Source organism: Streptococcus oralis (assembly GCF_003944215.1).
Lineage (GTDB): Bacteria > Bacillota > Bacilli > Lactobacillales > Streptococcaceae > Streptococcus > Streptococcus oralis_BI.
Map to the genome: position 1 here is coordinate 122,832 of NZ_RJVZ01000002.1, position 26,071 is coordinate 148,902.

A 26,071-nucleotide genomic window follows, 5' to 3' on the forward strand; every position below is an offset into this window, starting at 1 on the left:
AAATCAAAGAGTATTAGTCGCGGGTAAATCCAGTTGCACCCGTACGAGCGATATTTCTAATTCCATAAGGACGGATAACTCGCAAGAGTGCCTCACTCTTTTCAGCATTTCCTGTCATCTGAATGGTAATCGAGCTAGGGGCCACATCCACCACCGTTGCACGGAAAGGTTGAATAATGGCCAAGATTTCTGCACGCTTTTCAGCAGGCGCAGACACCTTCACCAAGATAACTTCTCTTTCCAAGTGTGGTTTATCTGTAATATCCCGAATGCGAATCACATCAATCTGACGATTGAGTTGCTTGATAATTTGCTCCACTTCATCATGTGAAGCCACATCAATAATGATGGTAATCCTTGATACATCAGGATTCTCTGTCGCACCAACTGAGATACTCTCAATGTTGACCTGACGACGAGAAAGGACACCTGTAAAGCGATTGAGGACTCCTGAACGATTTTGTAGTTTTGCCGTTAACATTCTACGCATGGAACTTCACCCCCAACATCTCATGATTGCTCTTACCGGCTGGTACCATTGGTAAGACCTGTTCCTTACGAGAAATATCCACCTCGATAAACATGGGCACATCCTCCAGAATGACTTCTAGATCCTTCTCTATCGTCTCTGGATTATCAAATTTATAGTTTTTGATGCCGTAGGCCTGTGCCATTAGCTGGAAGTCAGGAAGGGTGTCAAAGACTGATTCGGAAGTCCTACCCTCATAGAAGGATTCCTGCCACTGACGAACCATTCCTAGTGAGTGGTTATTCAGCATCACGACCTTAATCGGTACCTTGTAAATGTTTAGGATAGCTAGCTCTTGGTTGGTCATTTGGAAGCCACCATCACCGACAAAAAGGATAACCTCTTTTTCTGGATTTGCAATCTTGGCTCCGATAGCTGCAGGAACTCCAAATCCCATGGTACCCAAGCCACCTGAAGTGACCAATTGACGTTCATTCTGATATGGATAATACTGGGCTGTCCACATTTGGTGTTGGCCAACGTCTGTGACAACAATGGCATCTCCATTCGTCAACTCGCCGATGCGTTCAATAACGGCCTGCGGTTGAACCACACGTTCTTTCTTATCATAAGAACGAACTCGATTCTTATCCTTGGTGACTTTGTCAATCCACTTTTCAGTATTGTTATGAACAGTTGGTTCTGCCAGTAACATCTGCAAGGCTTTCTTAGCATCCCCCACCACAGGAATATCTGCACCGATAATCTTACCAATCTCAGCTGGGTCAATGTCAATATGAGCAACCTTGGCATTCTTAGCAAAGGTCTTAGGATTACCAGTCAGGCGGTCATCGAAACGGCAACCAATACTAATCATAAAGTCCGCTTCGGTCATGGCAATGTTAGCTGCGAAAGAACCGTGCATGCCTCCCATACCAAGGAAGAGTGGATGACTTGTCGCAATCGTTCCTTGCCCCAAAAGACTGGTCACGACTGGAATTTGATAGCGTTCAGCAAATTCATTGAGCTCCTTAGAAGCTTCCGCATAGCTGATACCACCACCTGCTAACAAAACAGGTTTCTTGGCTTTTGACAATTGCTTCAAGATTTTCTTGATTTGCATGTCGTTTGGTTCTAGCGTCGGTTGGTAACTTGGTAAATTCACCTCTGGTGAATAGATGAAGTCTGTCTCTAAGGCAGATACATCCTTAGGCAAATCAATTACAACTGGGCCAGGACGACCTGTGGTCGCGATATGCACGGCTTCCGTAATGATACGGGGAATGTCAGCCGTTTCACGGACTTGGTAATTGTACTTGGTAATGGGCATGGTAATACCGACAATATCCGCCTCCTGAAAGGCATCCTTCCCAATTCCTGCTCGAGCGACTTGTCCCGTAAAGACCAAAAGAGGAACACTATCACTCATGGCATCCGCGATCCCTGTAATGGCATTTGTTGCTCCTGGTCCACTTGTGACGACGGCGACACCCAACTTTCCAGTTGATTTGGCATAGCCTTCAGCTTCGTGCAAACACCCTTGCTCATGACGACCTAGAATGTGACGAATGCCTTTGAAATTATAAATCGCATCATATAAAGGCAAGACAGCCCCACCAGGATAACCAAATATGGTATCAATTCCTAAATCACGGAGTGTTTCCAAAACTAGGTCCGACCCCGTCTTAGGAGCGTCTAAACTGATTTTCTCCATTGTTCCCCTTTCTCTTCTCTTAAAAATAGCTTGTTACTATCATACCATTTTTTCAAAAATTTTCAAGACAAAAGAAGCAATTTTCTGAATTTTCTATCTAAGCGTGTTTTTATGAATGTTTTTCCTATTTTTATAAATATGAATAGGGAATTGAACGATCTTATTACTTCCAAATTTAATTTAGAGTATATTTTTCTAATCTTCTTTGATATAGAACATAAAAAAGGAAGCCACCAAGTGACTTCCTTCTAGAGCGAGGACTGATTAGTCTTCACCTTTGTTTTTCTTAATGATTTCTTCTTGTACTGACTTAGGTACATCTTCGTAATGGTCAAATACCATCATGAAAGTACCACGTCCTTGAGATGCTGAACGAAGAACAGTTGCGTAACCGAACATTTCAGCAAGTGGAACGTAAGCACGAACGATTTGGCTGTTACCGTGTGCTTCCATACCATCAACACGTCCACGACGAGCAGTTACGTGACCCATAACATCACCAAGGTTTTCTTCAGGAACAGTGATGGTTACAAGCATCATTGGCTCAAGGATAGCTGGTTGTGCAGTCTTAGCAGCTTCTTTAAGAGCAAGTGAAGCCGCGATCTTGAAGGCAGTTTCAGATGAGTCGACATCGTGGTATGAACCATCGTAAAGTTTAGCTTTAACGTCAACCATTGGGTAACCTGCAAGAACACCGTTAGCCATAGATTCTACCAAACCTTTTTCAACCGCTGGGATAAATTCACGAGGAACCACACCACCGACGATTGCGTTTTCGAATTCGAATCCTTTTCCTTCTTCGTTTGGAGTAAATTCAATCCATACATCACCGAATTGACCTTTACCACCAGACTGACGTTTGAAGAATCCACGTGCTTGAGTAGAAGCGCGGAATGTTTCACGGTAAGATACTTGAGGAGCACCTACGTTCGCTTCAACCTTGAACTCACGACGCATACGGTCAACAAGGACGTCAAGGTGAAGTTCACCCATACCAGAGATAACTGTTTCACCAGTTTCAACGTTTGTTTCAACGCGGAATGTTGGATCTTCTTCAGCCAATTTTTGAAGGGCAATGCCCATCTTGTCTTGGTCAGCTTTAGATTTTGGCTCAACCATCAATTGGATAACTGGTTCTGGAACGTTGATTGACTCAAGGATGATTTTAGCTTTTTCATCTGTCAATGAGTCACCAGTTGTCGTATCTTTCAAACCAACGGCAGCAGCGATATCACCTGAGTAAACAGTGTCAATTTCTTGACGGCTGTTAGCGTGCATTTGAAGGATACGTCCGATACGTTCACGTTTACCTTTAGAAGTGTTCAATACGTAAGAACCTGATTGGAGAACACCTGAGTAAACACGGAAGAATGTCAAACGACCTACGAATGGGTCAGTCATGATCTTGAAGGCAAGAGCTGCAAATGGCTCGTCGTCAGATGCTGGACGAGTTTCTTCTTCGTCTGTATCTGGGTTGATACCTTTGATCGCTGGGATGTCAAGTGGGCTTGGAAGGTAGTCGATAACCGCATCAAGCATCAATTGAACACCCTTGTTCTTGAAGGCAGAACCACACAATACTGGGAAGAATTCAACGTTGATAGTCGCTTTACGGATACCAGCTTTCAATTCTTCGTTAGTGATTTCTTCACCTTCGAGGTATTTCATCATCAATTCTTCGTCAGTTTCAGCAACTGCTTCGATCAATTTTTCACGGTATTCTTGAGCTTGGTCAAGGTACTCAGCTGGAATATCTTCTTCAAGAATATCTGTACCAAGGTCGTTGGTATAGATCTCAGCTTTCATCTTGATCAAGTCGATGATACCACGGAAGTCATCTTCAGCACCGATTGGCAATTGAATTGGGTGTGCGTTTGCTTGAAGACGGTCGTGAAGTGTGCTTACTGAGTAAAGGAAGTCAGCACCGATTTTGTCCATTTTGTTGGCAAATACGATACGTGGAACTCCGTACTCAGTTGCTTGGCGCCAAACTGTTTCAGTTTGAGGCTCAACACCTGATTGTGAGTCAAGAACGGTAACCGCACCGTCCAATACACGAAGAGAACGTTGTACTTCGATTGTGAAGTCCACGTGTCCTGGTGTGTCGATAATGTTTACGCGGTGGTTGTTCCATTGAGCTGTTGTCGCAGCAGATGTGATAGTGATACCACGTTCTTGCTCTTGCTCCATCCAGTCCATTTGTGACGCACCTTCGTGAGTTTCACCGATTTTGTGGATTTTACCAGTGTAGTAAAGAATACGCTCAGTAGTTGTTGTTTTACCGGCATCGACGTGAGCCATGATACCGATATTACGAGTTTTTTCAAGTGAAAATTCGCGTGCCATGAGGTTAGTTTCTCCTATTTTTTATTTTACAATCTATTATAACATTATTTAGAAAAAACGGATAGGCAGGACCTACCCGTTCTCAATGTTTATCTTGTTTTTGTTGGTTTCAACTTACGAGCTAGTAAGTTGAATTGAACTCGGGCTAAAGTTAATTAGCCGATTTGAGCCGGAACGGGATGCTGTGTGAAAAAGATAAACTTCCTTGTATTCGTCGAATACTGCGTCAGTTTCCTATTTTCACCTTGCATCCTTACCGTTCCTAGCATCATGACCTAGTTGAGCTCAAGCTAAAAGTCTGGAGAAAAAGATGAATCTCATTGGTTGCAATCGCAACCTGCTTCGATTCCCTATTTTCTCTGGGACTTTCTTAACGCTTTCGCATCCTATATTACCAACGGAAGTGTGCGAAGGCACGGTTAGCTTCTGCCATACGGTGAGTGTCTTCACGTTTCTTAACAGCTGCACCAGTGTTGTTCGCAGCGTCCAAGATTTCTTTTGCAAGACGGTCTTGCATTGTGTGTTCACCACGAAGACGAGCGATTGTTACCAACCAACGAAGTCCAAGTGTTGTACGACGTTCTGGACGAACTTCAACTGGGACTTGGTAGTTAGATCCACCAACACGACGTGCACGTACTTCAAGTACAGGCATGATGTTTTCCATAGCTGTTTCAAATACTTCAAGTGCATCGTTGCCAGTAGCTTCTTTGATTTGCTCAAAAGCACCGTAAACGATTGAAGCAGCTGTACCACGTTTACCATCAAGCATAACGCGGTTGATAAGACGAGTAACTAGTTGTGAATTGTAAAGCGGATCTGGCAATACGTCACGTTTTGGAGCTCTATTTTTACGACTCATTTCTCTTTATCCCCTTTCCTTATGCTTTTGGACGTTTAGTACCGTATTTAGAACGGCCTTGTTTACGATCGTTAACACCTGCAGTATCAAGTGCACCACGGACGATATGGTAACGTACCCCTGGAAGGTCTTTTACACGTCCACCACGAAGAAGCACCACGCTGTGCTCTTGCAAGTTGTGTCCGATACCTGGGATGTAGGCAGTAACTTCGATAAGGTTACTCAAACGTACACGAGCGAATTTACGAAGGGCAGAGTTAGGTTTTTTAGGTGTCATTGTTCCAACACGAGTTGCAACACCACGTTTTTGTGGTGAAGAAACGTTTGTTTGAACTTTTTTATGACTGTTGTAACCAACGTTCAAAGCTGGTGATTTAGATTTTTCTACTTTTGATTTACGCGGTTTGCGAACCAATTGGTTAATTGTAGGCATCTACATTCTCCTGTGTTTTTTTATTTTTGGTGATGATACACTTGGTGACAGCTACCATCTGTGTGTACTTTTGCAACATTTGTCAGCACGTCCCTGTACACTTTTGAGAGACCAAAAGTAAAAAGTACCGTCTATTATTGTAACACATTTTTCTTTCCTTGTCAATATTTTTTCATTTTTATTCTGATCTTTTATCTCTTTGACACTAGTTCTAACCGCTTTTTTAAACAAAAAAGGAGGCAATTTGCCTCCTCCTGTCTAGTATGGATTTCCTTCAATTTAGCAATCATTTGAGTTGTTATCAAAGCCAACCAGATTCTTTTGCAATGTTGGCTGCATCTGTTCGATTACTAGCTTCTAGTTTCGAAAGAATATTTGTGACATAGTTTCGGACGGTTCCGTTTGATAGATAGAGTTGGTCTGCAATTTCTTGGTTGGATAAACCCTGAGCGATTCCCTTTAAGACAGCAATCTCTTGTTCTGTCAACGGATTGGGGTGCGTCATCACCACTTCCATCAATTCAGGCGAATACTCCTTGCGCCCTTCGAGGACAGTGTGCAAGGTTTGCATGAGGTCTGCAATGCTTCTTTCTTTCAAGACATAGGCATCCACTCCAGCCTTAATCGCGCGTTCAAAATATCCAGGGCGCTTGAAGGTTGTCACCACAACCACCTTTGTTTCTAGCTTTTCTGCTCGTATCCACTCCAAGACTTCGAGGCCAGTCTTAGCAGGCATTTCTACGTCAAGGATGGCGATATCGACAGACTCCTTTTCTAAGAGTTGGATTGCTTCTTGGCCATCCTTGGCTTGTAGGACAGACTCCACATCTGGTTGAAAGGTAAGCAACTGGCACATGGCATCTCGCAACATACTTTGATCTTCTGCAACAAGTAGTTTCATCTTAGTTTCTCTCCTTATAAGGTAGTCGTACTTGCACTTCTGTTGGACACTTCTGACTGATCACCTTTACATCTCCCGAAAATGGAAGGACACGATCTCTGACTGTATGAAGTTCGTTCCCCTTTATAGAAGAAAAGCCACAGCCATCATCTCTCACTGTTAGAATGAGTTCTTTCTCTGTCCGTTCTAATTTTAAGTAGGCTTTAGACGCTTTGGCGTGTTTGATGATATTGGTCACTAACTCAAGCAAAATCATGGAAGCTGTTGACTCCAATTCCTGAGTTAAACTAGCAGTATCTAGTTGATTAGCTATTTCCACCTCAATTCCAGCAATTTCTAACATCTTTTTCACAGTCTCTAGTTCTGATGTCAAAGTTCTAGACTTAAGATTTTCCACAATGGTTCGAACTTCATTCATGGATTCTTTACTGATCTGATGAATTTCTTTTAATTCTTTTTCCACTTGAGGATAGGCCTGCATTTGAAGAAGTTGGAGGGCAAGGTCCGTCTTCACACTCAACATAGCAAAGGTATGACCTAGACTATCATGGAGATCCTGACCGATACGATTGCGTTCATTTTCTGCCAAGAAAAGATTAAGCTTAGCATTTTGTTTCATCTTTTCTTCTTTTATTTCCTCCGACACTCGAATTCGATAAAGACCAAAGGTCAGTGCATCGGAAAAGATAAAGGTCACCAAGAAAAAGAGGAGGTCCCAGGGACTAACATGATTGACCATATAGATTCCGGTCAGAATGAACGGTTGCAAGACAACAAAACTGACAAAACGCCAAGAGTGAAAAGAAATCTCATCCAGCTCATAAATAAGGAGATTGGATAAATAGAAGATAAACCAGGTGAAACCCGAACTCAGCCAAACCGATGTATAAAAAATGTAGGCAAGCATGATCCACCAAGCCATCCACAGCACAGTGCGATTTTGGCTGACTAAAACCGAGTAGAAAGCTAGGACAAATAGTAGGGTCCATAGCAAGGTTAAAAGCGGGTAATCTCCAACGATGACACCCGCTATAGGAAAGATGATAAACACAATTGAAATATGAAACATATAATGAATGTTTTTAAATTTTTCCAACATAGATTTATTTTACCTCAATCCGTTTTTTCAGCTGAATTACCAGCACACCAAAGAAAACTGTATAGCCTAGCACAACCAAGGCAGAAAGAATATTAAATTCATGGTGTTCCAAATAAGTAGAGACGACCTGCATCAGTTGATAGGTTGGGGTCAGTTTCCCAATAGATTGGAGCCATTCTGGGAAGGAATTCAAGGGGAACCACAGTCCACCTAGGACAGCCAAAGCGATATAGGCAATATTTCCAATCACCGTCATCAGTTGAGCACTGGGAAGCAAGCTCACCAATACCCCCATGCTGATAAAGACCACGCTTCCGACCAGCAAAATAGCACCGATTACCAACCAGTCAAGCCAAGGTAGCGTAACTCCACGGACAAAATGACCAACTGAGAAGACAACTATAATTGATAACAAGAAAGTTAGCAGAGTGCTGAACAGTTTTGATACATAATATTCTACCATAGATACAGGAGAATGTTGAATCAATTTTTGCCAGTTGTTTGTCTTATCAGACTCGAGTGTGCTTGGGATACTGAAAAAAGCACTTGACATGATACTAAAGAGCGTCATGGCAAAGAGATAGGCTTGAAGAGCGATTTCTGGAATGTCTGATCCTGACATCATACCAGAGAAAATAAGGTAAAATACACTTGGAAGTCCGATGGATAGCAAGTAGTAGATGGCTTGCCGTTTCATCAGAATGATTTCTACTTTCATGAGACTTGTCATATTTTTCATCGTCAATCTCCTTTAGTCTTGAGTCGTTTCGAAGATACTGTCCAAAAGAGTTCGATTGCGAACTTCAATTTCTTCGATCGTGCAGCCCTGTTCTTGCAAAACTTTCCATACCTGGCTGGCTTCTTTGGTGGTGAAGGAAAGAGCATTTTGCTTGATTTCAAGCCCTTGAACCATAGTCAGAGAGCTGACAAAATCCTGATAAGTTAGAGGTATCGTAAAGTGTTTTTCTCGTTCTTCACCACGCATGGCATAAGGTGTCGTATCACGGATCAATTCACCCTTGTGGAGGACCAAGATGCGATCGGCCGTATGCTCCACCTCTTCGATATAGTGAGAAGAATAAACAATGGTCACACCATTTTTCTTTAACTGATTGACAATTTCCCAAAAATGCTGACGTGTCGAGGTATCCATGGCAGCAGTTGGTTCGTCTAAAAATAGAATTTTCGGACGACCTATTAGTGCCAACACGAAAGAGAACAAACGTTTTTGCCCACCAGATAGTTTGCCCGCTAGCTGATTTTTCTGTTTGTCCGAAAACCTCAGCAAGTCATCAATTTCTTGATTGGAGAGACTGTTTGGATAGATTGATTGAAAGAAGGATAAGAGTTCTTTCACTTTCAAGTCTTGAACCACCGTATTTTCTTGAGGCAAGATAGAAATAAGCTGCTTCAATCGAGGATCTGTTGGCGCAAAGCCATGAATAGCTATCTGACCTGAGCTCATGAACTTGTCGCCCAAGAGGCAATCAATCAAGGTTGTCTTCCCTGCTCCGTTAGGCCCGATCAAAGCGACACATTCACCATCGTTGATTTCAAAGGAGATGTTCCGCAAGATCTCCTTGTCTTTTATCTTCTTACTTAATTTCTCAACTTTAATCACAGTCATGAGATTCTCCTTTCAACCACTTCATTCCCATAGGGAAAACGACGAAAATCATAAATCCAAAACCCCAAGCACCACGAATGAATTGGCGAAACAAGGTTTGGTCAAACCAACCAGTAAACATTTCCACTAACCATACCAAGAGTGACAGGCCGATAAAGAAATAGATGATTGCTTTTTTCATTCCTCAAACTCCTTTTTCACATCTCTGACCAATTTCAAACCTTCTCTGACAAGCCAAGACATCATTCCAAAGCCAGCAAATAGCTCCCAAGGAAAATGGTAGAAACCCTCGTCCAATCCTGAAAACATGAGATAGGTCATAACTCCTGCTGCTACTAAACTCACTGCGACAATCATTTTATTTTTCATTTCTTCTTCCTCCATTTCATACTTCAATTATAGTCCTTTGAAGTTAGCGGAGCTAGATGCTTCTGTCACTAGGAAATATGACAAATGTCATAAAAAAAGAAAGTTGAAAAATCAACTTTCTTATTCAACGATATTTTTATACAGCAGAGGTCGTACTCTCTTCTTTGAAACCTTCAACTTTTAATCCAGCGATGAAAATATTAGGTTTTTTAAAATCTTCTACATTCTCCAGAAGATCCTTAAAATAATAAGTATTTTTAATCTTATCTACATTTGCCTTTTCAAAATCAAGACTAAGTATCGCTTTCCAGTTTTTGTCTTCTGTGACAAAATAGTCCATAGAAACCCCTGGCTCATCTTTAATTTCTAAATATTCTGGACTAGTAGCCATTTCCCCACGCAGAAGAGCTTGCAATTCCTCTGCACTCACTTCGGCAGGGATTTCATTTCCAAAATCACCCATCAGTTCCATCGTAAATTGTTTGACAACATCTGTGTAAACAACCGTTATACGAGCGTCGGTATCTGCGACTTTTCCTACAAAGACTTTGGTTGTTTCCTTGATTTCTTCTTTTACCTGACTGGACTGACTAGATGAATCAACCGAACTTGCTGTACTACTTGACTCTGTTGTTGCGGTGTTGGTTTGACCACAGCCAGCAAGAGCAAGTAACGCTGCAAAAATCAACCCTAAAACTTTCTTCATAAATCTCCTACTCCACACTAAAAAGATATGGATATACAGGTTGTTGACCTTGGTGAATCTCTACTTCAACATCTTCAAATTCTTCTGCGATTTCTTGAGCAATTTCATTGGCAAGTTCTTCACTTCCATCTTCACCGACATAGAAGGTCACTATTTCACTATCTTCGTCTAGCATGTGCTTCAAGGTTTCAGTCAAGGTTTGGTGCATATCAGGATTTGATACGAGGATCTTACCATCTACCATACCAAGATTGTCATTTTCGTGAATTTCCAAACCATCGATTGTCGTGTCACGAACAGCTGTTGTTACACTACCGCTAACTACATCAGCAAGAGCTGCAGTCATACGTTCTTTATTTTCTTCGATAGACTTGCTTGGATCAAAGGCAAGAAGACTAGTCAATCCTTGAGGAAGGGTACGAGTTTCTACCACAACAGCTGGTTGATCCAATACCTCTGCTGCAGATTGGGCTGCCATGAAGATATTTTTGTTGTTCGGCAAGAAGATGATGTTGCGAGCATTGACTTGCTCAACAGCCTTGATAAAGTCTTCTGTCGAAGGGTTCATGGTTTGTCCACCTTCGATGACATAGTCCACACCTTGGGCACGGAAGATATCTGCCAAGCCTTGACCTGCTACTACTGCGATAAGGGCATATTCCTTTTCTTCAGCTGGCTTGCTGACTTGAGCCTCTTTTTCTACTTGAGCTTCGTGTTGGTTACGCATGTTATCTACTTTGACCTTGACCAAGCTACCATATTTAAGACCCTCTTGCATAACAAGACCTGGATCTTCTGTATGGACGTGAACTTTGACAATCTCATCATCGTTGACAACAAGAAGAGAATCCCCTAGCTCATTCAAGTAGTTGCGGAATTCATCATAGTCAAAATCTTTGGCATAAGTTGGACCTTGCTTAAGGGCAACCATAATCTCCGTACAGTAACCAAAAGTGATATCTTCTGTTGCAACATGCCCAGCTACTGACTTATGGTGTTCAGCATTGATCATTTCACCCATGTTGGCAGGAGTTGCTACAAAGTCTTCTGAAGCACTGTATTCACCAGTGAGGGCTGAAAGGAAACCTTCATAGATGAAGACCAAACCTTGACCACCAGAGTCCACGACACCAACCTCTTTCAAGACTGGGAGCATATCAGGAGTCTTAGCCAGAGCTCTCTTAGCACCTTCCAAGGCCGCACGCATGACTTCAACGGCATCATCTGTTTGCTCAGCTTTTTTCTTGGCACCGATAGCCGCTCCACGAGAAACTGTCAAAATAGTTCCTTCGACTGGTTTCATAACTGCCTTGTAAGCTACTTCGACACCAGATTGGAAAGCAAGGGCCAAGTCTTGACCTGTTAACTCGTCTTTATCTTTGATAGCTTGGGAGAAGCCACGGAAAAGTTGAGACGTGATAACTCCTGAGTTTCCACGCGCACCCATCAAGAGCCCCTTAGCAAGAATGCTCGCCGCTTCTCCGACTGTAGAAGCTGGCTTGTCTGCTACTTCTTTGGCACCATTCTCGATGGTCATCCCCATGTTTGTCCCAGTATCTCCATCTGGAACTGGAAAGACATTTAATGAATTGACATATTCAGCTTGCTTATTCAAACGAGTTGATGCAGCCTGCACCATTTCTTGAAATAAGCTGGTAGTAATTTTTGACACGATTATTCTCCTACAACTTTGATATTTTGAATGTAGACATTCACAGTCTGAGCAGTAATTCCTAGTTGGTTTTCCAAACTAAAACGAACACGCTCTTGGATGTTTTTTGAGACTTCACTAATCTTTGTTCCGTAGCTCAACACGGTATAAACATCAACTGCAATACTGCCATCTTCGGCGGCCTTCACGACAACACCTTTTGCATAATTTTCCTTACCAAGAAGGGCTTGGAAATTATCTTTGAGGGTATTTTTGCTAGCCATACCGACCACACCAAAAATCTCAGTTGCTGCACCACCTACAACGGTTGCAATCACTTCATCTGTTAGTTCGATTTGACCATCTTTTGTATTAATTTTTACAGTCATTTTTTTTACCTCAACTAGTTGATACTCTATTTTATCATATTTCATTCCAAGTGTAAAAGCAGAATACTGTATTGGTAGATATTTACTCTATTTTTCAAATGGTTTTATCTCTAGAGCAAAAGAAAAAGACCAGTTAGGTCTTTTCATTTTTATTAAACGCGTTCAACTTTACCTGATTTCAAAGCACGAGCTGAAGCCCAAACTTTTTTAGGTTTACCATCGATAAGAACAGTAACTTTTTGAAGGTTTGGTTTCACGGCACGTTTTGTTTGGTTCATCGCGTGTGAACGGTTGTTTCCTGATACAGTCTTACGACCTGTAAAGTAACATACTTTAGCCATTATGTTTTCCTCCTATTAGATCTAATATAGCGGATGTGCTAGCACCACATACCGTACTATGTTATCACACTTTCTTGAATTTATCAAGAGAATTAAAATATTTTGTTTGTGTCTAAATTTTTGGGAACAATCAAATATCCTTATAACTCAATAATAAAGCGAGATTTTTCAGACAAAAAAAACTGGAAAAAGTTCCTCACTTTACCCCAGCCCTTGACTATATTGCACTTTTTATGCTACAATATTGTTTGACTGATTAAGCAAAGTGTGTGTTTGTCTTAATCGGTGGTGTAGGAGTTGTTGCTTCTACACCTTTTTCGTTTTTATTTACTTTATTATTGTAACACACATTAGACAAAAAAGCAACTGTTTTGCATAAAAACATGACAAAAACACCTCTAAAAATTCTCTTTTTTTAGAGGCTTTTGTCTGCCTTTTTACATCATTTATGTCCTCTTTTTCTGATAACGGCTCCGTGTGGCCTATGGTTAATACGAAATCCTGCACCTAGTCCCGTTACCCTAAATTCTTCATACTCTTGTCTCCAAGCTCCAAAAAACAGCTCGTATAGCTGATCAATTCGTTCAATAAGAATCATCCTGGACATGGTACAAGCCCCTTCGATGGACCAATACATCCCTCGATGTTTCATGCGGTAAGTGACCTTTCGGTGCTGACTCTCCATTACCCCGATTCCCCGTGAGGACAATCCTCTAAGTTTAGGTGGTCTAGTGTCACAAAAATTTCTTAATAATTTCTTACGAAAATTGTAAAAATTATCAAGAGCTTCCTGACTTTCTATGAGAGATTCAACTGTATCTAGTACGGTCTGAAGCAGGCTCTTCTGATGATTTTTGATGGCCTTAAAAGCAAGATCAAGTAGTGTAGATGGGTACGGCTTCAGGAATCTTTTAAGTTCTTCATTGACATGATAGGCATCCCAGAAATGCTCATGACGTTTAATCCGTAGAGCTTTCTTGATTTCTTGAAATATTCTGCGAGAATAGCCTTTACCATTGTCAGAGTTAGTGATAAGAAGAGTTCGGTCAGTGATTTCAAAATGATTGTAGAGATAGTCGATCAATTCTTCCTTTGCTTGTTCATGGCTTGTATGGATAATCTCATGCTTATTCTCCAGTACATACCGATTATTACCAACCTTCTTCGCTCCAGTATGAATCAGAAAATGTGCTAAGTCTGTATTGTGTCGTTCATCATTGCTTGATGTTGTCTTGACGAGCACACCATCTCCCTCCAGGTAGATTTTATCTGCCTGGATTTTTCTCGGTTGCTCATCACCTTTAAAAAGCCGATAACGCTCCCTCTCCGAAAAGAGCCTGCCTGCCATTTTTACAGACTTCAACACAGCATCCTTTGTTATCTCCAAGCGATAAGCCATCTTAACTGTTCGACAAACTTCACGGTAAGATAAAACGGAAGCGTGTTTTGCCATGTGAAAAATCAACTCAGGAGAATAACGCATATACTTTTCTAGACCTAGCCACTCATCTACGGGATAACAGCTTTTCTTTCCCTTTCGCCAGCGATTTCTAGAAAAGGTCACCTCTCCAAATGTAAAGACAACGGTCCTCTCTGTACTATCTATCCGCTTATATCCCCTCAATCTCATGGAAGAAGCTATCTGCTCGTCGTAATCTCTTACTTGCTTCAGGAATTGCTGCTCACGTTTGCGATCTAGTTCTGCGACAAATTCTTTTTCATCAAATCTAAACATACTCTTTATTTTACTGAAATCATGACTAGATTGAAAACATCACAAACTTTCTACAAGACCCTTTCAAAAATAAAAGCCTTCCCTTATTGGGAAGGTTATTTAATTATAAATACAATTATAAGTATAATTATATTTATATCGATAAACTTTCGATTAGCTTATCAAGGTAATCTGATGCAGACTTTGCACCAGCTGCTTTAGCAATTTTATCTAATTTTTTCCGATTGCTTGGTTTCAAAGTAAACTGAAATTGTTTCTTACGTTCAAAACTTTCAAAGCTAGCTACATCTGAAAGTTGCTCAGGTTGATGAGTTGCTTCAATAATCTGCGAAATCTCTTTTTCTTTTGGTGTGAATGCCATAACGACCTCCTTCTAATTATATTTATAATTGTATTTGTGTTTATAAATATAGTTATATTGTATCATAAATTTTTGAAAAAGTCTGCTCCAGCTCAGCGAAAAACTTTTTGTGTTTTTGATAAAGCTCAGGATTCTTCTCCATATCTGCAATAGAGATTTTATCGATTGTGGAATGATTGAATAGCTCTTTTGCTGGTACAATTCCTAGAAGGTTATCTGTTCCCTTTTCTTTAGCTTCAAGTCCCAGGGCCTCCAGTAACTCTCTTGATGACCCATAGTTTGGTCGGATCATATTTGCTAAGAAATATAACTCAGCAGTAATGTATGATTCTCTTGTACGATAGTCAATTACATCCTTTCTGAATGCTTCTAACCGAGTTGATAGATTGAATTTGGCATTATAACCAAACTCTGAAGGAGTCAAAGGACTAATGATTGCGTGACTGACTGCAACAGCATTTTTAGTAGCTGTCGCAAAGTCTGGTCTACAATCAATCAAGATGTAGTCAAATTGATCCAACTTTTTCTTTTCGTAGTTATCCTCTAGCCAAAGATAAAGTAACATATTTTTCTTATCGCTGTTCTCCAGATCTCGTTCCACCGTGTCAAGCTGAACTGAACCTGGAATTAGACTGATATTTTCCTTGACTTGCTTAATATCCACATCGCCACCTTTAAAAGCATTGGCAATTGTATTCTTGCTCTCATAGATATTGTAACACTGAGTCAAATTACACTGATGGTCTAAATCTATAAAGAGAACCTTATGACCTTTCTTAGCTAACCATTCTCCATAATTAAATGTCAAAGTTGTTTTTCCAACACCGCCTTTAATGGCAGCAAATGTGATAATCTTCATTTGATATCCTCCTGTTTTTCTATACTTCTATTATACCATTATAATTATATTTGTCAATATGTTTATAATTATATTTACAATGAAGTTTCTCTTCCCCTTTCGCCAGCGATTCCTAGAAAAGGTTATCTCTCCAGATATAAAGACAACTGTTCTCTCTGTACTGAAATCAAGACTAGATTGAAAACATCAGAAACTTCTACAAGGTTTTTCCATCTTCAAAACGTCGGTCAACTTTCTCTTCTCGACTACGCACGTGCTCCTTAACATCTCTATAATCTGTGTAATGTTTTAGAGTATCGTCAAAGAACTCTTGTAAGGCTCCTTTTTCAATTTGGAATTGTTTGATCAGTTGACTGACATCTTCCAGTCCCATATCTTTTGGAACTCCTAAATCATCCAATAGTTGTACCGCCGCAAGACTATTTTCTGGAGATTGCTGGATGGCTAAAAGTGCTCCTTCAATTTTATGATAACGTCCAAGTCGGTCATCTAGCTGTCTTAATTCCTCCTGGGTAGCCTCTATCTTTTCATTAAAGCGCTCCTCCAAATGTTGAAATTGTGTTCCATCTGTCACGCCGTGCTCGACTAAGAAATTATATTCCTTAATCAGTTCACGCATAGAGGAAATTTGAGCGTTTTTAGTTACAAGTGTTTCTCCATTTTGTTTGGCCAATTGCCTTGCGACAGTCAAGCCCATCATGTACCTATTTTTTTGAGATTGATCAGGATTGAGAAAATAAAAATAGTCTTTCTCTTTAATATAGATGGTATAATTTCCATCCTCATTTTTATCAACTTTATGAGAAGGTATTAAAATTGTACCACTATTTAAAACTCCCATATCCATCTGCACGTAAATGCCTTGCTTGCTTTCTTGCTCGACCTGCCAAGATTCCACTTCCAATTTCAATTCAAAATCATCTGCCGTTTTTTCTTTTGATTCTTGATATTGTTCTTTCAATTCCTCCACATCAAAAACTAACTGATTCTTAGAAATTCTCTCTTTTATTTTTTCAAGAGAATAGAGTCCTTTCTTCGATAATGTATCATCTCGGACATTTCTTTGTTGAGGCTGATCAAGTAATTTATACTTCACAAATTTACCAGAGAAATCAATCTGAAGATCAAGCGCAGCTGCTTTATGTTTAAAATCTTCTAACGAAAGAGAGTGCTTCAGAAGAAAATCAAGACGTTCCTTAATTTCAAACCGATAATTATTTTGTCGCCGCCAAGCAGAATACTTTGTATAAGAATTTTTCATAGTAGGCTCAATAATTTTAGCGCCATATCGTGCCGCATGTTTGTCCGAAATGGCTCTCAGATTTTTCAATGTTTTCTTTTCCCAACGAAATTTCTTGAGCGTTGAGGTATTGGTGGTATTGAGTATGATGTGATTATGAAGATGATCTTTATCCGTGTGTGTTGCAATCACAAACTCATAATTTCCACCTGTCAATTCTAACATCGTTTGGCGGCCAATTTCATGAACTTGCTCAGGAGCCAAGTTATCATCTGGAGAAAAAGACTGGATAATGTGATGAGCCAATACTTGTTTTCCTGAAGATAATTCTTTCAAGTCGTCATCTCCTTTTTTAAAGGCTGCAGCCAATTTTGTCATGACCATTTCTTCATCTGCTACGCTAAAATCAGAGATCCCATTGCCAGATACTAGCTTCATTTGAAGCTCACCATCATGATAGACAAGAGGAAAATCAAGATCACTTTCTGCAGTTCCTGATACAAGAGTTTTCGCTTCATTCAGAATATAATTAACAGCTCTCTTCAGATTAGCTGGTGTTTTAATTTGAGTTGGAGATTTAATTACTACCATTCTTCTATATCACTCCTTACCGTTCGTTTCCGTTCCTGTAGACTCTGTTTTTCTGCGCTAGAAAGTTTGGCAGCTACCATCTCTTTCAACTCAGATAGATAGTCAATAACTTGTGCTACTTCCTCTGGCCTAACCCCTTGATTTTCGTTAGCGTGCTTGGCAATTTGGTTAATGTTCGTCCCAACTCGATTGATGGCAACTCGAAGGTCTTTCAATTCAGAAAAATCAATTTGCACCACCTTCCCTTGCACCAATTGATTCTTCGCATAGTATTGAAAAGATGGAACTCCCATTTGGGCCATCGCTGTTTTAATTTGACGATCTTCCTCTGGTGTTAGTCGTATCAATTTTTGTATATAGCGTTTTCTATTTTCTCGTTTCTGCATTATTTTTTTTATCCTCTTTCTCTCAAAGTCTCTGGCATTTTCTGACCAGGCATCCGCCCCTGACTTCCTTCCGGCAAGCTTAGCAAATGGATATCCATTTGCGAAATTTAAAAAAATCAGAGAAGGAGAACCCTGTAGTTTTCCTTCTTGATTTTCTCAGTTTTGGGGAAATCCCCAAGCCCCTTTCTTATATCTTTTGGAGTACAACTTCTAACAATTTATCGTAACCAACTGAAGATGTTTTTGAAAATAGATGATTGTTTATCACTATTTTCTACACTTTTTTCTTTCTGACCTTGTAACTTTTCAGCTAGGACAGAAAGTTGTTGATCAGTTAGAGGCTGGAAAATCGACTGCCCAATCTGTATTTCTGTCAGTAAGATTTTTTCAGTGAGTACAGCTTGAAATTCTTCATCTGTAATCATCTTGAGTAGCTCAATATTTTCTTCTTCCCACTCCAAAAGAGCAGGATCTCCTTCAGGAAGTTGAGACTGTTCTTCCTCTAGTTGCTCCAGAACTTTTTGGCGAGTCAAGTCTTTAGCGTTTGGCGATACTCCTTGAACTCTGTCTCCATCCATGATTGGAATAAAGTCTGAAAGGATGATAATCAGTTGTTCTTCTTGTTCATTAGTCATGAGTGTTGTCCTCCTTGATGATGATTTGTTTTTAATTTGACCTTGGGTTTATTTGGGGTGTCCCGTTCGGTCATTTCGAGAAACCCTTCTCTTTTTTTGATTGTGCATCTGCTTTCAACTCCTGCTTGTAATCTTCGACAGCCTGCTTGCTCTGATCTTTAAACTTCTCCAGTTTTTGTTCAAAACTACGCTTCGTTTGTTTCTCCTGACTCAATCTTAATTGTTCCAATGCTTGATCCATCCGAACCATTAAACTTTTAGCTTCTTGTTGGACAATATCCAACTGTGCTTCTAAATCAGCAAGTGTTTCCTTCTCAGCAGACCATCCAGATAGATAGTTAAAAGAGTACTCTGACGTATCAATACCATAGTATGAAGAAACAACATAAGCGACACTTTCAGCCTGGAGTTCAGCAGTGCTTCTAGTTAGATTTTCTTTTTGAGGATTATCTGCATGATGCAACTCTGCATGAGCCATCTCATGTAAGAAAGTTTTAATAATTTGGGCCTTGTTCATCTCATTACTACGCAAAACAATTTGATTTTCTGGGACAGAATAATATCCGTGCTTATTATTTTCCATCTCTTCAAATCGAACTGATACATCATTTTCTTTCGCAATAGCCATCAGGGCACGGTAAAGATTTGCATAGTCCAAATCAGTCAGCTGTTCTTTAACTTCTGCAGCTTTTGGCATCTCCTTTCCTTCTGTCTGACTAACATCAAAAACTGGTACTAAACCAAAGAATGTAACTGTTTCTGGTTTCCCGTTTTTATCCAATATTGGTTGGTTATTCTCATCCTTTTTGATCTTCGTCATAGGTTTAAAAATACGTAAAGCCTTCTCGCCCTTTTTTACATGACGGCCAAAGTTTTCTTTCCACTGTTTGAAAGAAGCTACTTGCCTTGCTTCAGGATTTTGTGCAAGAATTAAGCGTAAGTTGCGATTAGAATAATTATTTAGTTGACTCATTTTCGTTAGATAGTCTTTGTACTTATCTGAGTCCAGGAAGTCCTTAATTCCTTCTTTAAGATGACGGCTTAATCCTGCCATATCTTTATTTTGAATAAAATCTGCGACTGCAAGACTGCTAGTTGCTAAAACAACTTCTTCCGCTTTTAGCTCCTCGTCGGCATCTATTATTTCTTTCCGATTATTCTTAGTTTCATCTAATTCAGATTGAACCTTTTCTAAAGCTTTTTTATCTAATTTACTAGCATATTCTATATATTCTTCTGAGAATCTTTCATCCATCATCTCAGAAAGCGGGTATAGTTCAGATCCTATATCGTATCTTATACCGAATGTATAACTTTCTCCTTTTTCATTTTCAATATCAAAACTGGTTTTATAATATCCATTTCCTTCAGGTCTTAAACGCTCATTTTCAAAATATAGAGTTTCTATAAATTCTTCGTATGGTATTAGTTCATCTTCTTCAAACCTATCTCGAATAGCCTTGTTTTCACTCCAATTAAATCGAATGTATAGTCCTATATCTGTATTTTGAGTCAAATCTGCGACTGCAAGACTACCAGCTGCTAAAACCACTTCTTCCGCTTGTAGACTCTCCTCGACCTCTGGTTTAGAACCTGGTTTCGATCTAAAATCATACGGATTCGTTCCCTGAAGCAACTCCTCATCATCAGAAACACCGTCAGCATCCGCATCACGTTTCAACTCCTGCTTGTTGTGGACTTGTTCTTCTAGTTTGATTTCTTCCTCTTGTGTTTTTTCAAACTCATCTCGAATGTTTTCGATGGTTTGTTCAACTTTTTCTGATAAATCTTTAATCTCTTTTTGCCATTTTTCTACAAGAGCTACTTGTTCCATAGGTGAGTCCTTGACACCCAACTTCTCAAACCAAGCAGATAGATTTTCAACCTCAACACTATCCATTCCATCAAAAGAAATAAATCCTAGACGACTATCATGACTACTATCTGAAAAACCAATCGGACTATTTTCTAACATTCCGTAAGGTACTTGAGATAAAAGTTGTTCTGCGTAAGGAGTATCTTCCAAAGCGTAACTAAACTGAGAAATATCTAACTCACTCGCCAATCTCTCCAGATGATACTGAGTGAATATTGCCCCATCTATCTTCATCAACTCTGGATGCTCTCGCATTTCTCGTGTTCCAAGTCTTTCTTTATGAGCGATTGGGTTAATCTCCTCACCAATATTGTAACGAATACTATCCTGGATCAGTTCACCATCAGGAGCGTAGATACTAAACTGGACCTTTGTTGGAGAGATGTAGCCTTCTGGGTGACCACCAGTCACTTGTTTTAGCCCTTCCTGATGTAACTGATAAAAGCTCTGGTTGGCCTTATATAGCTCCCTAGCGAAATCTTGATAAGATATCAGCTCGGTTTCTTTAAATGGCAATTTAGGCCCATCTGGTCGCTCCTCAGCCCATTGAAGACGTACATGGTAGTTCTCCTTATAGATGTGATCTTGTTGCCATTCTTTATAAAAATCTGAATTTGTATCTAGGAGATGATCTGCACCAGCTGCAGCAACAATCTGATCAAATTTATCATTGTGCTGTTTTGCATAGTCAAGATACTGATTCCAGGCTTGATGAAATTCTTCTGGGGTTTTTGAGATATCACCTGGCACACCTAAATTATAGACAGTATCTAGGACTTGAGTAAACGTAGCCGAATCAAGTAGTAGGCCATTCAGTGTGTTCTCAGGAGTAGATTGTTCAATTTCTTTAGAAACTTCTTCATACTGCTTATTTCTCAAGACGGATAGCATTTCCTCGCCACCATCTTTAACATATTCATCATTAATCGATAGCTGTTCAATCTGGCCATCTCTTTCTCTATAGACACCGAGAATTGTGCCAGTATCTATATCTTCCAGTTGTTTACTTAAATCCCCCTTCACTCTCATTAAAGATGCAGGGACATGAGTAAATTCCTTTTCTTTGAATAACAATAACAAATCAGTATCTTCAGGTCTAATTGCTTTTGAAAGATCCAGATTATTAAATTTCTTTACAGATGAAAGATCGTTAAACACAAAGGAGTCTGACTCTATCACCTCAGGTAATAAGTTCAAAACTTTTAGTTTATCCGACATTCCATTCGTAAATTTTAAATCTTTGAAATGCCCTTTTCCAGCTGCAATATCTTCAACGAATGACTCAGACAAATGTTCTACCCACTCATTATATACAGGTGTTACTCCAGTTAAGTGCATCCAATTTTTCTTGTCAAATTTAACATTTAGAATTTGGAATTGCTTTTCTTCCGGATTCTTATAAACATAATGGATACTTGTCCCTGACATTTCTTTTAGATACCATTGAGCCGAGTCCCTCATTGCATTTGCGTATAAATTTAACGCTCGCATGTTTTTTCTGAAGGTTTTATTTGACATTCGATCCTCATCGATGGTAAAATGAAGATGAACATTGGCAGGAAAATCAGGTTGAGAATTTTTCTCAACGGGCTGCGGTGCTGTCCCTGGAGTTTCTACTCCTAAAGAACTGGAATTGCGATTCAATAGTTCGCCCCCAGTGTTAGTCTCTTGATAATTATCAAGGGACTTTTCTTTTTCTTCTACAGCTGGACTTGCTTCAGAGGGGCCAGTTGACTGAACAGAAAAAGAAATATTATTCCAATTTTCTTTCAACCACGTTGCATCTTCTGGAGAAAGGTGGCTGGTGTCAGGAAAGTGACTTGATGGTTGAATTTCCTCAGCCTTCTCCAGTTGTTTTTCCCGCTTCAGAATCTCATTCCAGTCTGTCTTTTCCTGACCTTCACGTTGTGGTGGTCTTGCATCGACAACTGGGATTTTTTTCTCCCGTAGTTTAGTAATAAAGTCTGTACCTGCTTTATCACGATCAACTGCCAGCGTGATAAGATCATCGTATTTGTGATCTTGGAAAAGTGTAGAAGTTTCCGCTGCAACAGATAAGAATCTTGAGGTACGTGCTAGCTCACTAGACTTGGTATAATCCCTTTCATCCATAGGAATATCCCCTCGCTCCTGTAATATTTCAAGAACATAGTGGGATAATACTCCCTCTTTCAATCCTTCCATCGCAACCAGTCGAACATCGTTTAATTCGCCCTTATGAAGCTCATAATAGCTCATAAGGTCAATGGGTGCCTCCATTACAATTAAACGTTTAGGAGACCCTATAGACACGTTTAATCCGCTGATAGCTTCTGATTGATACATGATTTGTTTCAAGTATCCTTTGCCAGGATGACGTTCTTGATCAGGAACAAGTCCCTGGAGGCTCGCACCTACCAGTTGCTGATTTCTATCCAAGTATTTAAAAACCAAGACATCTTCTATAACACCATCTTTATCCTTACGTTTAGCTTGGGCTAATATTCCCTTCTCCAGGAAGAAGTCGATTGTATCATCAGAGAGACCTCTAATCTCCTTGAGATAGGATCTCGCCTCCACAAATGGTTGTTCGTAAGGTGCTAGTGTATAGTTGAAAGGTTTACGTTCTTCCTCTACTGGTTTTGCTTCAGGAAAGGAACCTGTCTCTAAGAATACCATGGCTTCCTTATAGCTGACATTTTGCATTTGTTGCACGAGATTGATAGTATCACCAAAGAGGTTTTGAGAATACCAATGCCAGGTATTCTTGACCGTATCGATCTTAAATGAGTCATGCTCAGCCCAATAATACTCTCGATGCGACTTTCGCTTCATCTCCATTCCAAGGCTACGAGCTACTTCTAAAATATCCAGCGATTTTGCCTGTGCTTTTGTTAAAACCATCCTGTTTCCTCCTCGACCAATTCCTTGAATAAAAGATAACCCTCAGGAGTTGTATCTAGTTCACTAACAACTAATGGATCTTCCTGATTCGTTGTCACAAAAAGATGAGGAGCTAATTGATAAAAAGTCTCCTCATCTGCCTGTTTAAGTAGCTGCCAAATAGCATAACGTTCTGTGGCTAAATTCTCTAGCTTTAATGCTAGAACCTGCGAGATACTCTCCAGGTATCCTAATTGTGTTTTAGGTGTTTCCATCCTACTGTCCTTTCTGTATGTTAGGCCACGAATAATTCTTTTAGCTGCGGTGTCAAATCGTTGGCATATAAAAGCAAGCCATCGATGTCTGTTCCTTTTCGAGTGTATTCGTACCAGTTTTCTTTGTCTTCAGGAGAACTTGCAATCTCAGCCTTTCTAGGATGATCATAGACACTTGCTTTTTTATCTCTGAAGACATTTTGTTTAGAAATAAAGACCAATCCTTCTTCTACTCCAATTCTTGCAACTTCATCTGGAGTTAGAAGTGGACGACCTTGAATTTGTTTATTTTCACTTGAGGATCCGTTCCGATAACTATGCGATTTTGAAGTGGATCGAGTGCGTATAGTCTGCTTACCTGACCTTGTGGAATAGTATTCCATCGTATCCTTGTCATTTGTTCCTAAAAATAGGTGAGTAGCACAGTTATTAAAGATTGTCTTCCAATCGCTTTTATATAGTGATTCTAGCTGATTGACAGCTTGAATGATAATCTTAATAGACATCTCACGGCTACGAATAGAAGATAGAACCTGGGCGAAGTTTGGTATACGGCCAATTTGCGCAAACTCGTCGAAGATAAACTGAATGTGGCGAAGATTTTTTCTACTGTAGCCAGGTACTTTACCTTGCAGGATATCATCAGCCTTATGTGTGAGAACCTCAAAACCAATCGCAAACAAGATTGAGGAAAGAAAATTAAAGGCGTTATTGGTTTCAGGAATAGCAATAAAAACAGCTGTCTTTTTCGTATTCCAGGTATCCATTTCCATGGTATCTTCACTGATCAAGTTTCGTACATCTTCATGATCAAAGATAGAATAGCGAGAAGACAAAATCGCTACCACACTGTTTCTTGTCTCACCTGTGAAGTTTTGGAATAATTTCCACTGTTTATAAGCATAGTTGTTAGGTTGATGTTCGTTCAGTTCTTCAAACATCTGCTCGACAGGACTTGGTACATCTGGGTCCTCTCGAGATATACTTCTTAATAGATCCGCAACGTGACCCAGGTTTGGCATATATAACTGGACTCCAGTTTCAGGATCCTTAGAGTCAAAATAGAGATAACCAATCAATGCCCGTTGAAGCATCAACTCTGCTTTAACCCAGAAGTCTTCTCCAGTATGCTCACTATTCTTCGTTCCCTCAGTAATTGCTTCAGAGATACGATCAATATCTAGCTCAGACTTCATGTAATGAAAAGGATTAAACCGATCTGAATTCTTGAGTCGAATCAAATCAAAGATTTTAACAGCATAGCCAGCTTTCTCAAGCATCTTCCCAACTTCGTGAACCAGGTTTCCTTTAGGATCCGTCACCACAAAGTTTGAGTTCATCTGCATTAAATTTGGCAATACAAAAGTAAAGGTTTTACCGTCTCCTGGAAGACCAATGACAATCACATTTTTGTTGAGTTGCACATTGTAAGCTAAGCGAAAGTTAAATAGCCCCATTTTGACTTGTTTTGAAAAAATCATATTCTTCTCAAAATCAACGTCTTCAAAACGTCTCATTTCCTTCAAAGTCGCAAAACGAGCACTACCTTGTTCTTCTCCCTGACGATATAAATTCTTATCCATAGAAGCATAGACAAGCATTGGAAGGCCGAATCCGATCAACCCTGCATATAAGGAACCTGAATCAAAGAAAACACCAAAGGAGAAGCGTTCCCAGTGTTCTAGCAACCAACGAAATCGCAACGTTCCCATGAAAGGTACTGCTGCAGTCGATAGTTGGTAGTAATGGTAAAAGGACTGAAAAATAACAAATGAAAATAACCCCACCACCAGGTAGGGCCATATAGGTTTTCTAATCATCGTGTCTTCTCCTTCCCAATCTCCTTCGTAACAACTGGCATCATTCCTTTATAGACCTTATTTGTCTTATAGTAATTGATTTTATCTTCAGGAGTCATTTCATGTGGTTTCTTCAGTACCTTTTTCGCAAACTCCTCTAATTTTTGGGGGCTTTTTGTGATGTCTGCTAACATCTCTTTGAGAGCTTTTTCTACCAAGGTACGATTTTTTGTTTCAAAGAAGAGATAGGTTGCACCATCTTTTTGATGATAAGTAAAACCTACCTTATACTCCTCCAGGTAATGCTTCAACTTAGCCAAGTGAACTTCACTATTTAATAACTTCTCAACATCTTTTTTTGATTTTGTGGCCATAAAGTCATTAAAACGGGTCTCCCCTTCAAAAGTTTGATTTGCCACCTTATGTTGTTTCTTGTCATAGTGGGCTTTTGCGAGGGCATACAGAGCTTGTATCGTCATCTCCAGGGTAACTTTCCCTTTTAACGCCAGAGAATGACTGACTTTTTCCTGATCCATGTAAGACCT

25 protein-coding genes are annotated in these 26,071 nt (G+C 39.9%); all 25 read right to left on the reverse strand.

The features are described from left to right. Positions 1 to 13 precede the first annotated feature (13 nt). A complete protein-coding gene (ilvN, locus tag D8804_RS01685) occupies positions 14 to 490 on the reverse strand; it encodes an acetolactate synthase small subunit (protein ID WP_125398613.1) in 477 nt (158 codons plus the stop codon). Then, positions 483 to 2,183 (reverse strand): acetolactate synthase large subunit, encoded by a 1,701-nt coding sequence (locus tag D8804_RS01690; RefSeq protein WP_125398614.1) that lies wholly within the window; start codon positions 2,181 to 2,183, stop codon positions 483 to 485. Before D8804_RS01690 ends, ilvN begins: the two co-directional genes overlap by 8 nt. A 264-nt stretch (positions 2,184 to 2,447) precedes the next feature. Further along, positions 2,448 to 4,529 (reverse strand): elongation factor G, encoded by a 2,082-nt coding sequence (gene fusA / locus D8804_RS01695; RefSeq protein ID WP_084947294.1) that lies wholly within the window; start codon positions 4,527 to 4,529, stop codon positions 2,448 to 2,450. Positions 4,530 to 4,920: 391 nt separating this feature from the next. After that, positions 4,921 to 5,391: a 30S ribosomal protein S7 gene (gene rpsG, locus D8804_RS01700; RefSeq protein WP_000087873.1), complete on the reverse strand. Its 471-nt coding sequence runs from the start codon at positions 5,389 to 5,391 to the stop codon at positions 4,921 to 4,923. A gap of 19 nt (positions 5,392 to 5,410) precedes the next feature. Then, the gene (gene rpsL / locus D8804_RS01705; RefSeq protein ID WP_001142332.1) at positions 5,411 to 5,824 is read right to left on the reverse strand and encodes a 30S ribosomal protein S12; all 414 of its coding nucleotides are present in this window, start codon (positions 5,822 to 5,824) and stop codon (positions 5,411 to 5,413) included. Positions 5,825 to 6,125: 301 nt separating this feature from the next. Then, positions 6,126 to 6,725 carry a response regulator transcription factor gene (locus D8804_RS01715; RefSeq protein WP_125398615.1) on the reverse strand — a complete coding sequence of 200 codons (600 nt, stop codon included), beginning with the start codon at positions 6,723 to 6,725 and terminating at the stop codon, positions 6,126 to 6,128. A gap of 1 nt (position 6,726) precedes the next feature. Continuing rightward, entirely contained in the window at positions 6,727 to 7,824 is a 1,098-nt protein-coding gene (locus tag D8804_RS01720; RefSeq protein WP_125398616.1) for a sensor histidine kinase, read from the reverse strand. Positions 7,825 to 7,828: 4 nt separating this feature from the next. Next, on the reverse strand, positions 7,829 to 8,563 hold the full coding sequence (locus tag D8804_RS01725; RefSeq protein ID WP_125398617.1) for an ABC transporter permease: 735 nt from the start codon (positions 8,561 to 8,563) through the stop codon (positions 7,829 to 7,831). A gap of 12 nt (positions 8,564 to 8,575) precedes the next feature. Next, the gene (locus D8804_RS01730; RefSeq protein WP_125398618.1) at positions 8,576 to 9,451 is read right to left on the reverse strand and encodes an ABC transporter ATP-binding protein; all 876 of its coding nucleotides are present in this window, start codon (positions 9,449 to 9,451) and stop codon (positions 8,576 to 8,578) included. Next, positions 9,438 to 9,632: a hypothetical protein gene (locus D8804_RS01735; protein WP_007520695.1), complete on the reverse strand. Its 195-nt coding sequence runs from the start codon at positions 9,630 to 9,632 to the stop codon at positions 9,438 to 9,440. The genes D8804_RS01730 and D8804_RS01735 overlap by 14 nt, the downstream gene beginning before the upstream one ends. Further along, complete coding sequence (locus D8804_RS01740) at positions 9,629 to 9,835, reverse strand: hypothetical protein (RefSeq protein WP_000390701.1); 207 nt, start codon at positions 9,833 to 9,835, stop codon at positions 9,629 to 9,631. The genes D8804_RS01735 and D8804_RS01740 overlap by 4 nt, the downstream gene beginning before the upstream one ends. A 121-nt stretch (positions 9,836 to 9,956) precedes the next feature. Then, entirely contained in the window at positions 9,957 to 10,526 is a 570-nt protein-coding gene (locus tag D8804_RS01745; protein WP_125398619.1) for an SP0191 family lipoprotein, read from the reverse strand. Between the two features lie 7 nt (positions 10,527 to 10,533). Next, positions 10,534 to 12,198: a DAK2 domain-containing protein gene (locus tag D8804_RS01750; protein ID WP_125398620.1), complete on the reverse strand. Its 1,665-nt coding sequence runs from the start codon at positions 12,196 to 12,198 to the stop codon at positions 10,534 to 10,536. Between the two features lie 2 nt (positions 12,199 to 12,200). Next, positions 12,201 to 12,566 carry an Asp23/Gls24 family envelope stress response protein gene (locus D8804_RS01755; RefSeq protein ID WP_000216441.1) on the reverse strand — a complete coding sequence of 122 codons (366 nt, stop codon included), beginning with the start codon at positions 12,564 to 12,566 and terminating at the stop codon, positions 12,201 to 12,203. Between the two features lie 152 nt (positions 12,567 to 12,718). After that, positions 12,719 to 12,907, reverse strand: coding sequence for a 50S ribosomal protein L28 (gene rpmB / locus D8804_RS01760; protein WP_001140948.1), 189 nt, complete (start codon positions 12,905 to 12,907; stop codon positions 12,719 to 12,721). A gap of 442 nt (positions 12,908 to 13,349) precedes the next feature. Continuing rightward, positions 13,350 to 14,642, reverse strand: a complete 1,293-nt coding sequence (locus D8804_RS01770; RefSeq protein ID WP_125398622.1) for an ISLre2 family transposase — start codon at positions 14,640 to 14,642, stop codon at positions 13,350 to 13,352. A 133-nt stretch (positions 14,643 to 14,775) separates the two neighbouring features. Further along, positions 14,776 to 15,003: a hypothetical protein gene (locus D8804_RS01775; RefSeq protein ID WP_125398623.1), complete on the reverse strand. Its 228-nt coding sequence runs from the start codon at positions 15,001 to 15,003 to the stop codon at positions 14,776 to 14,778. Positions 15,004 to 15,055: 52 nt separating this feature from the next. After that, on the reverse strand, positions 15,056 to 15,862 hold the full coding sequence (locus tag D8804_RS01780) for a ParA family protein (protein ID WP_125398624.1): 807 nt from the start codon (positions 15,860 to 15,862) through the stop codon (positions 15,056 to 15,058). 196 nt (positions 15,863 to 16,058) lie between these two features. Continuing rightward, complete coding sequence (locus D8804_RS01785) at positions 16,059 to 17,693, reverse strand: relaxase/mobilization nuclease domain-containing protein (RefSeq protein WP_125398625.1); 1,635 nt, start codon at positions 17,691 to 17,693, stop codon at positions 16,059 to 16,061. Then, complete coding sequence (locus tag D8804_RS01790) at positions 17,687 to 18,079, reverse strand: plasmid mobilization protein (RefSeq protein WP_185774013.1); 393 nt, start codon at positions 18,077 to 18,079, stop codon at positions 17,687 to 17,689. The genes D8804_RS01785 and D8804_RS01790 overlap by 7 nt, the downstream gene beginning before the upstream one ends. Positions 18,080 to 18,297: 218 nt before the next feature. Continuing rightward, complete coding sequence (locus tag D8804_RS01795; protein WP_101776582.1) at positions 18,298 to 18,714, reverse strand: hypothetical protein; 417 nt, start codon at positions 18,712 to 18,714, stop codon at positions 18,298 to 18,300. Between the two features lie 70 nt (positions 18,715 to 18,784). Beyond that, complete coding sequence (locus tag D8804_RS01800) at positions 18,785 to 23,473, reverse strand: PBECR4 domain-containing protein (RefSeq protein WP_125398626.1); 4,689 nt, start codon at positions 23,471 to 23,473, stop codon at positions 18,785 to 18,787. Further along, positions 23,464 to 23,727, reverse strand: a complete 264-nt coding sequence (locus D8804_RS01805; protein ID WP_125398627.1) for a hypothetical protein — start codon at positions 23,725 to 23,727, stop codon at positions 23,464 to 23,466. Before D8804_RS01805 ends, D8804_RS01800 begins: the two co-directional genes overlap by 10 nt. A gap of 20 nt (positions 23,728 to 23,747) precedes the next feature. Next, on the reverse strand, positions 23,748 to 25,547 hold the full coding sequence (locus tag D8804_RS01810; protein ID WP_125398628.1) for a VirD4-like conjugal transfer protein, CD1115 family: 1,800 nt from the start codon (positions 25,545 to 25,547) through the stop codon (positions 23,748 to 23,750). Then, positions 25,544 to 26,062 carry a hypothetical protein gene (locus D8804_RS01815; RefSeq protein WP_125398629.1) on the reverse strand — a complete coding sequence of 173 codons (519 nt, stop codon included), beginning with the start codon at positions 26,060 to 26,062 and terminating at the stop codon, positions 25,544 to 25,546. Before D8804_RS01815 ends, D8804_RS01810 begins: the two co-directional genes overlap by 4 nt. Between the last annotated feature and the right edge of the window lie 9 nt (positions 26,063 to 26,071).

Excerpts from the sequence above, each read along its gene's own strand:
- D8804_RS01795 (WP_101776582.1), bottom strand. The coding sequence starts at position 18,714 with ATGACTAATGAACAAGAAGAACAACTGATTATCATCCTTTCAGACTTT.
- D8804_RS01815 (WP_125398629.1), bottom strand. The coding sequence starts at position 26,062 with ATGGATCAGGAAAAAGTCAGTCATTCTCTGGCGTTAAAAGGGAAAGTT.
- fusA (WP_084947294.1), bottom strand. The coding sequence starts at position 4,529 with ATGGCACGCGAATTTTCACTTGAAAAAACTCGTAATATCGGTATCATG.
- D8804_RS01690 (WP_125398614.1), bottom strand. The coding sequence starts at position 2,183 with ATGGAGAAAATCAGTTTAGACGCTCCTAAGACGGGGTCGGACCTAGTT.
- D8804_RS01715 (WP_125398615.1), bottom strand. The coding sequence starts at position 6,725 with ATGAAACTACTTGTTGCAGAAGATCAAAGTATGTTGCGAGATGCCATG.
- D8804_RS01800 (WP_125398626.1), bottom strand. The coding sequence starts at position 23,473 with ATGGTTTTAACAAAAGCACAGGCAAAATCGCTGGATATTTTAGAAGTA.
- D8804_RS01775 (WP_125398623.1), bottom strand. The coding sequence starts at position 15,003 with ATGGCATTCACACCAAAAGAAAAAGAGATTTCGCAGATTATTGAAGCA.
- D8804_RS01790 (WP_185774013.1), bottom strand. The coding sequence starts at position 18,079 with ATGCAGAAACGAGAAAATAGAAAACGCTATATACAAAAATTGATACGA.
- rpsG (WP_000087873.1), bottom strand. The coding sequence starts at position 5,391 with ATGAGTCGTAAAAATAGAGCTCCAAAACGTGACGTATTGCCAGATCCG.
- D8804_RS01730 (WP_125398618.1), bottom strand. The coding sequence starts at position 9,451 with ATGACTGTGATTAAAGTTGAGAAATTAAGTAAGAAGATAAAAGACAAG.
- D8804_RS01735 (WP_007520695.1), bottom strand. The coding sequence starts at position 9,632 with ATGAAAAAAGCAATCATCTATTTCTTTATCGGCCTGTCACTCTTGGTA.
- D8804_RS01785 (WP_125398625.1), bottom strand. The coding sequence starts at position 17,693 with ATGGTAGTAATTAAATCTCCAACTCAAATTAAAACACCAGCTAATCTG.
- D8804_RS01780 (WP_125398624.1), bottom strand. The coding sequence starts at position 15,862 with ATGAAGATTATCACATTTGCTGCCATTAAAGGCGGTGTTGGAAAAACA.
- D8804_RS01745 (WP_125398619.1), bottom strand. The coding sequence starts at position 10,526 with ATGAAGAAAGTTTTAGGGTTGATTTTTGCAGCGTTACTTGCTCTTGCT.
- D8804_RS01720 (WP_125398616.1), bottom strand. The coding sequence starts at position 7,824 with ATGTTGGAAAAATTTAAAAACATTCATTATATGTTTCATATTTCAATT.
- rpsL (WP_001142332.1), bottom strand. The coding sequence starts at position 5,824 with ATGCCTACAATTAACCAATTGGTTCGCAAACCGCGTAAATCAAAAGTA.
- D8804_RS01770 (WP_125398622.1), bottom strand. The coding sequence starts at position 14,642 with ATGTTTAGATTTGATGAAAAAGAATTTGTCGCAGAACTAGATCGCAAA.
- ilvN (WP_125398613.1), bottom strand. The coding sequence starts at position 490 with ATGCGTAGAATGTTAACGGCAAAACTACAAAATCGTTCAGGAGTCCTC.
- D8804_RS01740 (WP_000390701.1), bottom strand. The coding sequence starts at position 9,835 with ATGGAGGAAGAAGAAATGAAAAATAAAATGATTGTCGCAGTGAGTTTA.
- D8804_RS01725 (WP_125398617.1), bottom strand. The coding sequence starts at position 8,563 with ATGAAAAATATGACAAGTCTCATGAAAGTAGAAATCATTCTGATGAAA.
- D8804_RS01805 (WP_125398627.1), bottom strand. The coding sequence starts at position 23,727 with ATGGAAACACCTAAAACACAATTAGGATACCTGGAGAGTATCTCGCAG.
- D8804_RS01810 (WP_125398628.1), bottom strand. The coding sequence starts at position 25,547 with ATGATTAGAAAACCTATATGGCCCTACCTGGTGGTGGGGTTATTTTCA.
- D8804_RS01755 (WP_000216441.1), bottom strand. The coding sequence starts at position 12,566 with ATGACTGTAAAAATTAATACAAAAGATGGTCAAATCGAACTAACAGAT.
- rpmB (WP_001140948.1), bottom strand. The coding sequence starts at position 12,907 with ATGGCTAAAGTATGTTACTTTACAGGTCGTAAGACTGTATCAGGAAAC.